This is a genomic window from Algorimicrobium algoritergicola, assembly GCF_008086165.1.
Classification (GTDB): Bacteria; Bacteroidota; Bacteroidia; order Flavobacteriales; family Flavobacteriaceae; genus Algorimicrobium; species Algorimicrobium algoritergicola.
Map to the genome: position 1 here is coordinate 254,459 of NZ_VSKL01000001.1, position 12,799 is coordinate 267,257.

General features: G+C 33.6%; 15 protein-coding genes. 6 read left to right on the top strand and 9 right to left on the bottom strand.

Annotation, left to right across the window (positions count from 1 at the left end):
• Complete coding sequence (gene truB, locus ES675_RS01320) at positions 1–696, top strand: tRNA pseudouridine(55) synthase TruB (protein ID WP_066255034.1); 696 nt, start codon at positions 1–3, stop codon at positions 694–696.
• Positions 697–752: 56 nt separating this feature from the next.
• Positions 753–1,478 (top strand): hypothetical protein, encoded by a 726-nt coding sequence (locus ES675_RS01325; RefSeq protein ID WP_066255036.1) that lies wholly within the window; start codon positions 753–755, stop codon positions 1,476–1,478.
• Here ES675_RS01325 and ES675_RS01330 read toward each other — a convergent pair.
• Positions 1,475–2,095, bottom strand: coding sequence for a thioredoxin family protein (locus ES675_RS01330; protein WP_066255127.1), 621 nt, complete (start codon positions 2,093–2,095; stop codon positions 1,475–1,477). The two genes, ES675_RS01325 and ES675_RS01330, sit on opposite strands and share 4 nt — an antisense overlap.
• 166 nt (positions 2,096–2,261) lie before the next feature.
• Here ES675_RS01330 and ES675_RS01335 point away from each other — a divergent pair, with 166 nt between their 5' ends.
• Positions 2,262–2,825, top strand: coding sequence for a DNA-3-methyladenine glycosylase I (locus tag ES675_RS01335; RefSeq protein ID WP_066255039.1), 564 nt, complete (start codon positions 2,262–2,264; stop codon positions 2,823–2,825).
• A gap of 16 nt (positions 2,826–2,841) precedes the next feature.
• Here the strand turns inward: ES675_RS01335 and aat are convergent, their stop codons facing one another.
• The 3 genes from aat to ES675_RS01350 form a co-directional block, all read right to left on the bottom strand.
• On the bottom strand, positions 2,842–3,468 hold the full coding sequence (gene aat, locus ES675_RS01340) for a leucyl/phenylalanyl-tRNA--protein transferase (RefSeq protein WP_066255041.1): 627 nt from the start codon (positions 3,466–3,468) through the stop codon (positions 2,842–2,844).
• Between the two features lie 203 nt (positions 3,469–3,671).
• Positions 3,672–4,049, bottom strand: coding sequence for a DUF3127 domain-containing protein (locus ES675_RS01345; RefSeq protein WP_066255044.1), 378 nt, complete (start codon positions 4,047–4,049; stop codon positions 3,672–3,674).
• Between the two features lie 19 nt (positions 4,050–4,068).
• Positions 4,069–4,938, bottom strand: a complete 870-nt coding sequence (locus ES675_RS01350; protein WP_066255047.1) for a flavin reductase family protein — start codon at positions 4,936–4,938, stop codon at positions 4,069–4,071.
• 121 nt (positions 4,939–5,059) lie between these two features.
• Between ES675_RS01350 and ES675_RS01355 the strand changes: the two genes are divergently transcribed.
• Both ES675_RS01355 and ES675_RS01360 read left to right on the top strand, forming a co-directional pair.
• Positions 5,060–6,229, top strand: a complete 1,170-nt coding sequence (locus tag ES675_RS01355; RefSeq protein WP_066255052.1) for a sensor histidine kinase — start codon at positions 5,060–5,062, stop codon at positions 6,227–6,229.
• A gap of 2 nt (positions 6,230–6,231) precedes the next feature.
• A complete protein-coding gene (locus ES675_RS01360) occupies positions 6,232–6,579 on the top strand; it encodes a hypothetical protein (RefSeq protein ID WP_066255055.1) in 348 nt (115 codons plus the stop codon).
• A gap of 1 nt (position 6,580) precedes the next feature.
• On the opposite strand, the gene ES675_RS01365 is transcribed toward ES675_RS01360, so the two are convergent.
• On the bottom strand, positions 6,581–6,970 hold the full coding sequence (locus ES675_RS01365; RefSeq protein ID WP_066255059.1) for an HIT family protein: 390 nt from the start codon (positions 6,968–6,970) through the stop codon (positions 6,581–6,583).
• A 114-nt stretch (positions 6,971–7,084) separates the two neighbouring features.
• Complete coding sequence (gene greA, locus ES675_RS01370) at positions 7,085–7,558, bottom strand: transcription elongation factor GreA (protein WP_066255062.1); 474 nt, start codon at positions 7,556–7,558, stop codon at positions 7,085–7,087.
• A 270-nt stretch (positions 7,559–7,828) separates the two neighbouring features.
• Between greA and ES675_RS01375 the strand changes: the two genes are divergently transcribed.
• Positions 7,829–8,278 carry a hypothetical protein gene (locus tag ES675_RS01375; RefSeq protein WP_066255064.1) on the top strand — a complete coding sequence of 150 codons (450 nt, stop codon included), beginning with the start codon at positions 7,829–7,831 and terminating at the stop codon, positions 8,276–8,278.
• Between the two features lie 248 nt (positions 8,279–8,526).
• Here ES675_RS01375 and ES675_RS01380 read toward each other — a convergent pair whose 3' ends face one another.
• The 3 genes from ES675_RS01380 to ES675_RS01390 all read right to left on the bottom strand — a co-directional run bounded on the left by ES675_RS01380 (position 8,527) and on the right by ES675_RS01390 (position 12,679).
• Positions 8,527–9,417 (bottom strand): CPBP family intramembrane glutamic endopeptidase, encoded by an 891-nt coding sequence (locus ES675_RS01380; protein WP_066255070.1) that lies wholly within the window; start codon positions 9,415–9,417, stop codon positions 8,527–8,529.
• A gap of 7 nt (positions 9,418–9,424) precedes the next feature.
• Positions 9,425–10,033: a hypothetical protein gene (locus ES675_RS01385; protein ID WP_066255073.1), complete on the bottom strand. Its 609-nt coding sequence runs from the start codon at positions 10,031–10,033 to the stop codon at positions 9,425–9,427.
• A 399-nt stretch (positions 10,034–10,432) separates the two neighbouring features.
• Positions 10,433–12,679: a TonB-dependent receptor gene (locus tag ES675_RS01390; protein ID WP_066255079.1), complete on the bottom strand. Its 2,247-nt coding sequence runs from the start codon at positions 12,677–12,679 to the stop codon at positions 10,433–10,435.
• Positions 12,680–12,799: the final 120 nt, after the last annotated feature.

Below are 12,799 nucleotides of genomic sequence, written 5' to 3' on the forward strand. Positions count from 1 at the left end.
ATGAAAACTGCTGAAGATTTCCAATCTGGACAAGTACTATTAATAGACAAACCCTTACACTGGACTTCTTTTCAAGTGGTTAATAAATTACGTTGGGAAATTCGCCATGCATTCAATATAAAAAAGATAAAAGTGGGTCATGCTGGCACATTAGATCCATTGGCAACAGGATTACTCATTATTTGTACTGGAAAAATGACCAAGCAAATAAATACGTACCAAGGTCAAGATAAAGAATACACAGGAACTATTGTATTGGGTGGTACAACACCTTCTTACGATTTGGAAACCGAAATTGATGCCACATTCCCAACCGAACATATTACGGAAACAGCTATTCATGAAGCCACCAAACAGTTTCTTGGTGATATTGATCAATTTCCTCCCGTTTTTTCTGCTATTAAAAAAGAAGGTAAACGCTTGTATGAATTTGCACGTGCCGGTGAAGCCGTTGAAATTAGTTCACGACGCATTCAAATTTCAATTTTTGAAATCACTAAAATAGATGGTGTACATATTGCGTTTCGTGTAGTTTGTAGCAAAGGAACTTACATCCGTTCTTTAGCGCACGATTTTGGCAAAGCCTTAAAATCTGGAGCGCATTTATCCGTGTTACGACGTACTAAAATTGGCTATTTTCATGTGGATAACGCACTTTCACCTGAAGCCTTTATAGAAAGCTTAACAACTAAATAGGTTCTTTTTACGTATATTAACTTGATTATTCATTCTAAATAAGACATTTACAGGTATTGTATATTTCAGATAAACATAAAGCAGGTTTACTCTCTGGCTTAATTTCGGCAACGGTTTTAATGATGCTATTCGGTTTTCATATTACCCAACATGCCGAAAAATTAGCCGAAAGCTATTACCTCATGGAACCGCAAACAGAAGAAGAAATAGAAGCTGAAGCTCTGGAAAAACTAGCAGCAGAACAGACTGAAAAGGCGGAAACCAATAAAGCCTATAACGAAACTGAAAACTACAAGAAATTCGCACAGGCATACCAACCTATTGCACCTCCAAAAGATTATGAGTTTACCAGACCAGACGCACCCACTGAAGAAACGACCAGTGAGAATACTCCGGGAACGGGTTCAGGTTCTGAAATAAATGAAGATGTTATATCGTCGTATAACGATGTGAATTCAGTACTCAAACAACAGCAAAGTAGCCCATCAGTCCAATCGGTTAACAAAAAAAGTTCCATGCATTATTCATTAGTGAATAGAACGCATAAATATTTACCAACACCTATTTATTTGTGTGATGATGGTGGGAAAGTTGTCGTAAATATTACGGTTAATAGTAAAGGCGATGTTATAAAATCGACCATTAATACAGCCGCTTCAACAGACAATGATTGTTTACACGAACATGCTCTAGAATATGCGAACACGTCGCGTTTTAATGTGGATAATTCCAAAAAAACGCAACTCGGTTCTATTACTTTTTATTTTGAAGGTAAGAATTAAACGCCCAACATACTTAGTAACTCTTCAATGGTACTTTGACCCTTATCTTTATTATACCAAACTTGTAAATCTTCTTTAATTTGTGGCGTAATCATGCCATGTTTTGCTTTATAATCAGCTACTAATTTTGTTGCAACTGCTGGTCTTGGACCAAACGTATGTAACACATCCAATGTTTCCGTTTCCACCATAATTAATTTAGGAACGGATTTCCCGCCATTGGTTAAAAACTGATTCATCAGCTCATCATTGGTATCTCGTAAAACTAATTTCAATGAAATATTGTCTGATTGTTCTGCTAATTTAGCCATAGGTGGAACCACATGAGCTGCATCACCACACCAGCTTTCGGTGATTACAATCCATGTAACGTTGCCTTTAAAATTAGCCAAACGTGTTACCGTATCTTCCGTTAATTTAATGGTTTTATCCCAACGTTTCATACGCTTATCATTAAGCTTGGTGTATTCTACCATATCTTCAGATTTGTCGTTTCCTGTAGTAGATTCATTCCCTACCAGATCCGTTACTAAATGGCGATAATCCGTATAAGTATAACTCGTTTTTAAACTCGCTTTAATACTATTTGAAATATTTGTATCGTTTAGTGTTTCCATAATTTTTATCTCATTATATGTTGGTGCAAAAATACGATGCACCCAATTAATCATCAGTAACCATTATTACATAGTGCGCAAAAATAGTCCGATTTTTTTTCCTGATATATGATTAATGTCATATCTATGTCTATCTTTAATCTGAAAACTTACAACTTGAGGTATGATGACAAAACATAAATGTGCTTGGTGTGTTGGCGACGATTTATACGAAGCGTATCACGATAACGAATGGGGAGTTCCCGTTCATGACGATGACACGTTTTTCGAATTTTTAGTCCTTGAAACCTTTCAAGCAGGTTTGAGTTGGATTACCATTTTACGTAAACGCGAAAATTTTAAAAAGGCGTTTGATAATTTCGATTATAAAAAAATAGCCAACTATAAGCAGTCAAAAATTGATAGTTTATTGCAAGATGCTGGAATAGTTCGGAATAAATTGAAAGTAAATGGAACCGTTACCAACGCGAAATTATTCATGGACATTCAAAAAGAGTTCGGAAGTTTTAGCAACTACATCTGGAATTTTGTTGATGGAAAACCACTAATCAACAACGTTGATAATTATAAAGAAGCGCCAGCCACAACAGCTATTTCAGATGCTGTTAGTAAGGACTTAAAAAGGCGTGGTTTTAAGTTTGTAGGATCAACCGTTATGTATGCGTTTATGCAAGCAACTGGGTTGGTAAATGATCATGAGGTAACCTGTTTTAGGTATGAGGAAGTTTGAAACTAGCAACCAAAAATCACGTCAAATATTCCAAGAACACATCTCTAGAAATATCTTCTGCACCCAATCGTTCCAGATGATTGGTATACACCTGGCAATCTATTAATTGATAATCGGTATTTTGAATAAACGTAATAAAAGCCACTTTGCTCGCATTGCTCACTTTAGCAAACATACTCTCGCCACAGAAAACACCATTTCCTAAATCTACACCATAAAAGCCGCCAACCAATTTATCATCCTGCCAAACCTCAACGGATTTAGCATATCCAGCTTGATGCAAATCATTATAAGCAGAAATCATACTATCTGTAATCCAAGTTCCAGATTGACCATTGCGCTTTGCGTGACAACATTCGGTAATAACCTGATTAAATTCTTGGTTTATAGACACGGTAAAATCAGCATTTCGCAATACCTGTTTCATGCTTTTTGAAACTTTTAGTTTTTCAGGAAACAAAACAAAACGTGGATCTGGTGACCACCATAAAATTGGCTGATCGTCCTCAAACCAAGGAAAAATTCCAGATTGATAGGCCAACAATAATCGTGGAACGGATAAATCGCCTCCAATGGCTAATATGCCATCTTCATTTGCTTGTGAAACGGGTGGAAACCATAAGTCTTGATTTAGAAATTGCATAAAAATAATAATAAAATATCTAGTTGTCAGTTCGAGGGCAGTCGCCAACTATTTTGAACTTTTCATTAGGTTTCGACTGCGCTCAACCTGACATACATAAGCGTAATCAAAATTTATATTCAAAACGAACTCATGAATTATAAAAAACAAAAACCTCAACATTAAAAAACATTGAGGTTTATTATACGTCATTTTACCAAAAATTAGAATGGTAAATCGTCGTTATCTTCTTCGTTTAAATCGTCAGCAGGCGCAAAAGCTTGTGCTGGTGGTACTGGTGGCATTTCTGGGTTTGAAGCATCTGCTTGAGCTGCTTCAATACGCCATCCTTGAATAGAGTTGAAATACTTGGTTTCACCTTGTGGGTTTACCCATTCGCGACCGCGTAAATTAATACTGATTTTTACTTGTTGTCCAGCTTGAAAACTATTTAATAAATCCGTTTTATCTTGAACAAATTCTACCATAATATGTTGTGGGTACTGCTCTTCTGTTGTAACGACTACTTCTCTTTTTCTAAAGCCATTACTCCCAAACGATTGTGTTTCTCCAATAACTTTAATTCTTCCTTGTACTTCCATTGTAATTTAATTTTCTGTGTTATGATAATAATATTTTCCAGGCACTATCTAAATCGCCGAAGCTTAAATAGTTTTTTGCCAATTTATGTTTTTTTCTATGATTTGCTTCTTTAATATTAGGGTGATGCTCACTTACAGCTTCCAAAAACTCCTGAACGGCTTCTGGTGTTGGTAAGCTTTCTACATTGCCTAACATGCCTAATTCATTTCCTGTTAAAATCATGCTATTTTTTACATGATCTGGCATTTGATCCACACCAATTCCTAAAGTTGATAATGGTTTTGGGATTTCAAAAAAGCCTTTTTTAGCGCGACTGTAGTAACTACCTCCAGCTCTAGCAACCAAATCTAATTTTTCTTGATTAATTTGATCGTTTTCGTCTAAAATATCTTCTTCTATATGAAGTTTTACAACCTCACAAATAATTAAATTTCCAGCGCCTCCTTCGGTCCCTAAATGTATCACGTCATTCACCTTACATTCTAATTGAACAGGAGATTCAGCGACACGAAATGGTTTTACTAAATCCGATTTCAGCATATTAAAACCTGCCTTTTCAAACTCATTCACTCCTAAAGGATATTCCGTACTGCTTAATGACGCTTGATGCACCATATCAAAATTCACCACATTAATAACCACTTCTTTAGTAGCTAAAATATTTTCCAAGGTATGCTTCGTTGTATTATCACGAACACGACGTGCTGGTGAAAAAATTAGAATTGGTGGATTAGCACTAAAAACATTAAAGAAACTAAAAGGTGCTAAATTTGGGTTTCCATCCGCATCAACTGTACTAGCAAACGCAATAGGCCTAGGAGCCACTGCACTTAACAGATAGCCGTGTAACTTGCCTGTTGATAATTCTTTAGGTTCGTATGAAATCATGAAAACTTTATTATTTTGCACAAATGTAATTAATCTAATAACGAACTAAAAACGATTTGGTTATCATCTCACACAATATTATCAACAGATTTCCATTATATTAACATTCCAAAATAAACCTATGCTTTTTTCTAAATACCGAAATCTAACACGCTACATAATTGTTGCAGCAAGTTTTGTTATTATATCCTTGATTCTGTGGAATACCTTTGTGTTTTTTCAACATTTTAAAGCGGAACAACGTCAGAAAATGGACATCTGGGCATTAGCCCAAACAGAATTTCAAAAAAACATGTTGGAAGATGATGTAAATCCGATGGTTTCTCGCGTTTTAATAAGTAAAAATGACAACCAGATAGTTGTTATTAATGCTGAAGGAGCTATTGGACTGACCAATAATGTTGAAGAAAGGTATTTGAAAAATGATGCCAGCACTAAAAGGCTTATCGCAAATTTAGAAGCTGAAAACAAACCTATTGAGCTTTCCTACATTGATCCTAAAACGAACCAAAAAATAAATGATGGCTATTTATATTACGGCAACTCACCACTAATAACCAAACTAAAATATTACCCGCTTGCCTTATTACTGATTATTATATTATTTGGCGCTGTTGCTTACTTTTTTTACCGCAGTACAAAAATTGCCACTCAAAACAAATTATGGTCTGGTATGGCCAAGGAAACAGCGCATCAAATTGGCACGCCGTTGTCCTCTTTAATTGGTTGGACCGAAATTTTAAAAATCGAACAGGTTAATCCGGAATACATTGCGGAAATTGAAAAAGACATCAGTCGCCTGCAAACTATTACTGAACGTTTTAGTAAAATAGGCTCCTTACCAAAGCTAGAAAAAGCGGATATTGTCGCAGAAACATTGGAATCCTATGACTATCTAAAAACGCGTTCTTCTAAACTTATTGAATTTGAAATTTCAGTTCCTGAAAATCCTATTTACGTCAAGTTAAACAAACAGCTTTTTAGTTGGACAATTGAAAATTTAGTAAAAAATGCCATTGACGCCATGCGTGGAAAAGGAAAATTAGTTATTGCTATTTCGCAATTGGAAGATAATGTAAAAATAACCATTACAGATACCGGAAAAGGACTAACTAGAAGTCAATTTAACCGTATCTTTGACCCCGGATTTACAACCAAAAAACGCGGTTGGGGATTAGGCTTATCATTAGCCAAGCGCATTATTGAAGAATTCCATAATGGTAAAATCTATGTGCTTGCATCTGAAATTGACAAAGGAACTAGTATGCAAATTCTTTTAAAAACAACGTAACTATGGACGATCGATTTATAACTATTAAAGAAGTTGCAATTAATAATAATTGTCCCGAATGCTATAATACCAATGGTTTGCATTTTACGTTTAAGCAGAAATTTGTGGAAACATCCTTTTATAAATCTTTAACCACTGAAACAGCACACGAGCTTTTCTGTAAAACCTGTGAAACAACTATCTATCCTGTAAATTGGACCGATGATATTGATCGTGTTTTTGATTATCACAAACGTGCTTTTGTACCTAAAAAAGCGTCCTTTAAATTAAAGAAATCAGCTTGGATTGGTATTGGTGTCTTAATCGGAATTATAGTCGTTGGTATTGGTGCAACGGTATTCTTAAGTTAGATTATAGATAAGAGCGAATCGCTTTTGCTACGTTTTCAAAATCCTGTTCTGTTAATTTCTCTTTTGAAATAAAGCGTGCATCTTCCATAGTATTTAGCGGAATTAAATGCACATGAGCATGCGGAACTTCCAAACCAATAACCGTTAAACCAACACGTTTACAAGGCACAGCTTTTTCAATTGCTAATGCAATTTGTCTGGAAAACTCCAATAAACCATGATAGGTAACTTCATCTAAATCAAACAACTTATTCACTTCCTGCTTTGGGATACAGAGTGTGTGTCCTTTTGCATTTGGGTTAATGTCCAAAAAGGCGAAATAATCGTCAGTTTCCGCAATTTTATAACACGGAACGTCGCCATTAATTATTTTTGTGAATAGGGTTGCCATAGTTTGCTATTAGTATACCTGTAAATATAAAAAGATTCCCGCTTTAAGGGAATCTTTTCAAGAATAATTTCGTGTTTACTTTTTTCTATCTACCAATATAGGCCTTTGAATTTGTTATCTAGAAATTTCTAAAATATCAAACTTCATAACACCATTTGGCACTTGTACTTCGGCAACTTCGCCAACGGATTTTCCTAAAAGGCCTTTTCCAATTGGTGAGTTAACAGATAACTTTCCTGAAGCTAAATCGGCTTCACCATCAGCAACCAAGGTATAGGTCATTTCCATTCCGTTAGTCTGATTTTTTATTTTGACCTTTGAAAGCACTAATGCTTTTGTCATATCTAACTGCGATTCATCAATAAGTCGCGCGCCTGCTAAAGCACCTTCTAATTTTGAAATTCTCATTTCCAACATGCCTTGTGCTTCTTTGGCTGCATCATACTCGGCATTTTCACTTAAATCACCTTTATCTCGCGCTTCAGCAATGGCTTGGGACGCTTTTGAACGCTCTACATCTTTTAATTGGCGTAACTCTTCACGTAATCGCTTTAATCCTTCGGGTGTATAATACGATACTTTACTCATAATTTCATGTTTTATAATAATAAAAAGATGCTGAAAACAAATGGACAACTAGCGCCAAATCTGTTCAGCATAAAAAAATCCCGCTTGCACGAGATATATATACAAAGCTACACAATTTTTTTGATACCTGTAAGTTTACCTATTGTTAATACTTTGATAAGTAGCTTACTTTTAATCGTTTTGAACAGCAAAATGCAAGTCAGCTAAATATACGAAATTTATAATACGTTTGGGTTTTTGTTGTAAATTGCCCTAAAAATATAATTGGTTATGAAATATCTGTTTTTGCTTGTTTTTGCGTCTGTCTTTTTTACATCTTGTAATAAAAATGATGATGATAATATACGCCAAAATGAATTTTTACCAAACTACACATTTGACACTGGTAATTTAATAAACACCAATTTACCGCAGTATAGCGATATGGAATTCCCAAACAATTATGTGATATTAAACAATAATTACGGCATTAATGGTGTGGTGGTTTTTTATGCAGGTGGAAATAATTATAATGCTTTTGAATTATCTGACCCAAATCACGCTATTCGCGATTGTTCGAAATTAACAGTTCTTGGAGTTATTGCAACATGCAGTTGCGATGATGCAAACGCTTATGATATTTTAACGGGTCAACAACAAGAAGGCACAACAGGACAATACGGTTTAAAACGCTATTTTGTTGAAAAGTCTGGAAATATAATACGGGTTTATAATAATTAGAGCTTTCTAATTAAGACTTTTTTTATACTTGAAAAAGATATAGATAAAAATTAAACTTAGTATCAAATAAGCAATTAAAACATATGTGTTTCCCATAAGTTCATGTGGAAAAATAAAAAAAACACATGTTGTAGCAATAAAATACACGAAAAAATAGGGTGAAAACTTTTTAGTCAAGTGTTTGTTTTTTTGATCTTCATTCATGGTTTTAGGTTTTAGGAACTATTTTATTTACTAAATATTTAACTTTAGAACTCAATCATTTGATACTTATACTCTAATAGTTTTTGATTTTTAAAATATTCCGTAATTGGTTTTGAAAGTGTTTTTGTGGAATCTTTCAAATAAATTTTGAAATTATATTTCATAAAAACTTCAGTTTGATAATATTCATTATTTAAGTCCTTATTTAGTTCTACCTGATTTACGAAACTTAATAGGTTATTTAAAGTAATACCATTTGCAATTAATTTTTCTTTCGAATAAGAAATGCCTTTTGAATTGGTATTGACTAAAGGGCTTCTCTCCCATTGGATAACTATAGTTTCATTTTCAAATTTATGAGCCTTAATATCTGGGTTCTGTAACGCAAAAAAGACAGCTGACATTATAGCCAAATTCCACAAAAAATGAAAAATTATGGCTTTCACCAAACCAAAATTTATTGTTATCCAAATTACAAGAAGTCCTAATGCAAAAAGAAACATAATAGGATAAAGTGAAAAGAGTTGATTAAAATCTTCGGTTTGAAAATGTAGTATAGAAAATAATGATGCGCTAAATACTATTATTAAATTCTCTAAAAATAACTTCTTAAATTTAAAATTGAAGAGTAATAGTAAATAAAGCGATACCAATATCACCAATACCGCAAAATTTGTTGAAATTAAAATAACAAAAATGGGTAGCAATATGATGCTTACCCATTTTAAGTACTTCTGACTGCCAAAATAGCCTCTAAACATGAGTTCCTCTATAATTGGAGCCAATATAACAGCAAGAAAAGCGATTTGAAAAAAGGGTTTATCTACCTGCTGACCAGAAAGAACTGCGCTATCTGAAAAACATAAAAAAACTATGGCCAATGCTAAACTAAATCCAGCCATGTAAAGTACCCAAACCTTTTTATACTTTTGCATGCTAAAATTATTTACAGATTACAGTACAAGATGCTGAAGAAAACCAACCTTGGTCAATAATCTGAATCGACTGTACACCAAATTCGCAAGCTTCAATGGCAAGAGCACAATTACTATCATAGTTATCACCAACTGATTCAATAATAGTTTCAATAACTTCTCCAGCCAATGGTATAATTATACAAGGCCAACATATTTTATTAGAATTATGCTCGAGAACAACATCCTCAATAATAAAACCTGAACTTGTCTCTAAAGTAAAACTTGTCTTGTCATTATTTAAAATTTTTAGTTCTGACAATTTTACAAATTCATTATTTTTTGGATTTGAAATTTTAAATTCACTTTGGGTTTCAGTATATGTAAAACTCACAGGGCTTGAATATTTAAAATCATATTTAAATATACCGTTTGTGTATTTCGTATGATAACCTGAAGAGTTTAATAGATACGTATTAGAACCTATTATCAATTTTTGGGTTGGTAATCCCTTAAGTAAAGTATTTGTTAATTGTGATTCATTTATTTTGTTTTCAATATGCTCATTATCAGTTGAACACGAAAAAACAAATAATGACACTGTTACCACTAAAAAAAATAATTTGTAAATTTTCATAAAATTTAAATTTTAGACTAGTTTATATGGCTAGTCGGTTAAACAAAAGATTGTTTAAGAAGTCTAAATTTCAGAAGCCTTTTAATAAGAAGTCTTTTCCAACCTAAAGTTAGATTAAAAAATAAAAACTAGCGCTAGTTATGTAGCAACAAATTATCTAAAAAACGCATTGAAAGACTTCTTAAATAACTCAATTTGTGTTCGGATAAATCAAACATAATAATAATAAAAACAGTTTGAGCAGCAATTTTTAACGAATTTGTGCAGTTCATCGAAAAGTTGCAAAACCCGTTACGGTTTTCCCGTAAAAACACCCTCTAAACGCAAACTGCCTAAAAACGATAATTTGTTTTTAGGCAGTTTTTTAATTTATGAGATTATTTTACACACATAATCTTCTTAAAACTTCAAAGTCATTCCCAATAAAAAATTAGTAGTTGCTTGTGGATAAAAACCAGCACCTTCTATAGTTGACACTTGTGGTGGATTTGAGTAATCATCATCAAATGTGTAATAGTAGCCATTAGATGCATACTTGACATTAAATAGGTTATTTACCAATCCTGAAAACAAAATAGATTTTAAAAATGCTTTAGAATTTTCATCTCTTCGGAATGACAATTCGTAATTAACACTAAAATCATTTATAAAATAGCTATCCAATTTAGAAGCTTCAGATTCCGTGTTACTCATAAATTGTTCGCCAACATACTTACTTAAAAGTGTAAACTGTAAATTAGTAATCGGTTGAAATGTTAATGCATTGGAAGCTATCCATTCCGGTGAAAAAGAAATATCTGTTTTACCAAAATTCACCAAACTACCATCAAACTCTGTAATAGTTTCTTTGTTTTTATTGGAACTCCATGTTATACTTGGTTGTAATCGCCACTTCTCGCCTATTTGAACTGCTGCTTCCACTTCTAAACCTAATCGGTAACTATCACCACTATTGGTACGAATTGGGTTTCCAGACTGATCAATATTTCCTGTTAAAACTAATTGCTCATTATATAACATGTAATAGGCATTTACATTAACACGGAACTTTTCATTATTATGTCGCCAACCTAATTCAAAGTCATTTAATTGTTCTGGTTTTACATCTGCATTGTTTTCAAAATCATCACGACTTGGTTCACGATTTGCTCGTGCATATGAGAAATACATACTATTTTCAGTATTCAATTTATAGTTAATTCCTGCTTTGGGATTAAAAAACGCATAATTTTCATCTACATCAAATGGAATTCTGTCCGAGTTTAATCCATCAATTGTATAATCAACTAATCGTAATTGTAAATCGGCAAACAGACTGATTTTTTCATTCAATCTAAACGTTCCTTTTCCGAAAAAATTGACATCTGATTTAATACCTGCACTTTCATAATAATGATCATTATTATCACTATTACTAGCAAATTGCGCCCAAATAATTTCGCCAAAATGACCACCATCATAATAACTGTATGAACCTCCAAAAAGCACATCTAATTGATTGTTTTTATAGTTCGCATTGGCATTCACCACAAAGAAATCATTATCTAACCAACGACGTCTTACCAAATCGGTTTCGGTTATTGTTTCTGTTCCTATGGTTACATCATTTAAACCGTAGTCGGCAAACTCGGCATCTTCTTTATACTGCTCAAAATAACCACGTCCAGCTGTATAATTGAAAGCCATGTTGGTAGACCACTTATTATCAAAACGTTGGTTCCAATGCAATTGGTAATGGTCTTGCTGATAATTATCTACTTCATTTTCGTAGAACTGGGTATTGCCATTTTCATCTGTATATTCTCCAGCTGTATTATAGGTTCTATCATTGTCCAATTTATCTGCATCTTCCAAACCATTCCAGGACTGATAGGTTATTTCCTTACCCGAAAAGGTAATGGCTTTTATTAAGGTATTTGCTGATTTATAAGATCCTTGAAGGAAATAAGATTTCAAATCTGACGTAGCACGATCAATATAACCATCCGATTTAATGTTTGATAAACGTCCTGCAAATTCAATCTTATCATTCAGCAAACCAGTACTAAATTTTAAGGTATGTTTTCGGGTATTAAAACTACCGAAGGAATTAGCAAATTCGCCATAGGCTTCATCTGAAACCGCATCGGTTAGCACATTAATACTGGCTCCAAAAGCACCAGCTCCATTAGTGGATGTTCCTACACCACGTTGTAATTGCAAACTCTCAACTGATGAGGCAAAATCGTTTAAATTCACCCAAAATGTCCCTAATGATTCGGCATCATTATACGGGATTCCATTAATAGTTACGTTTGTAGATTGCGCATTAATACCACGCACACGAATACCTGTGTAACCTACTCCTGCTCCAGCATCTGATGTGGTAACAACAGACGGTAGGAAGTTTAATAAAATGGGAATATCTTGCCCCAAATTCCGTTGTTCTATCTCCTCTTTTGAAAGGTTAGAATGTGTAATTGGCGAATCTGCTTTAACCCGAACCGAGCGCACTAAAACTTCGTCTAGTGTTTCTCGTTTTGTAGAATCCTGTGGTTTTTCTTGTGAAAAAACACCAAAAGAAGTCGTTAAAAAAATGGAAAGCAAACCTGCTTTTTGAAAATGTTGCCAGCGAAAAACTGACGCGTTGTTGAATAAAAATTTCATTCGATAAAATAAATTTAGCGAATAAAAAGAGGTGATTATTCTGATTAAAAATTAGTTTTTTTGTTGCCATACGTAAACACGCACAACAGTACAAAATTGTTGTTATTTTCCTAAACAGCA